Here is a 712-nt window from a genome sequence, read left to right as displayed (position 1 = left end):
CATCAGCCGATACAGCTCCTCGGGCTGACTGCCGCTGTTAATAGCGCTCACCGGGCCAATGATCTCCGATGAACGTCCCTCTTCTGCCAGTTCCACTGTGTATTCTTTTTTTTCATTGAGGAGGCTGACCATCGTGTCGTTCACATCCGCAAACACCACATCATAGCCGGAATGGTGAAGCAGCGCGCCGATAAATCCTCTCCCGATATTTCCCGCACCGAAATGTAAGGCGATCATGTCAGTTCACCTCGTTGAAAATGGCAATCAAATCTTCTTCGCTTTTAGCGGAGATCAGGCGTTCAATATTTTCTTCTTCTGAGCAGATAATGGCGATGTTAGACAAAATGTCTAAATGCTCATTATTTTTACCCGCAATGCCGAATACCACTTTTGCCGTGTTGCCTTCTCCGTACTCAACGCCCTCTGGAATCTGTATGATTGAAATCCCTGAGTGAAGCACCTCGCTTTTCGCTTCTTCTGTGCCGTGTGGAATGGCAATGAAATTCCCCATAAACGTAGAAGACGTTTCTTCACGTTCAAACATTTTGCTAATGTAATCCTCTGTCACGTAGCCGTTGTCAATCAGCGTCTGGCCTGCCAATTTGATGGCCTCTTCTTTTGATGATACCGTTTGATTGAGTTTAATATTTTCCTTTGCGAGTACTTGCATGAGTATCACTCTCTTTCTATAAGATTACTTTTTCAGCTTTTC

The 712-nt window shown here is 45.1% G+C and carries 2 protein-coding genes; both read right to left on the bottom strand.

The genetic code is table 11. The features are described 5' to 3' along the window. The coding region (locus tag ACWHAR_RS27105) for a mannitol dehydrogenase family protein (protein WP_452088436.1) at positions 1-237 on the bottom strand (237 nt) is incomplete at its 3' end. Position 238: 1 nt separating this feature from the next. Then, on the bottom strand, positions 239-670 hold the full coding sequence (locus ACWHAR_RS27100; protein WP_003246714.1) for a PTS sugar transporter subunit IIA: 432 nt from the start codon (positions 668-670) through the stop codon (positions 239-241). Between the last annotated feature and the right edge of the window lie 42 nt (positions 671-712).

Source organism: Bacillus sp. LR--39, assembly GCF_053613335.1.
The sequence above is the reverse complement of the archived record's forward strand: the minus strand, read 5'-3'. Positions and strand labels throughout refer to the sequence as shown.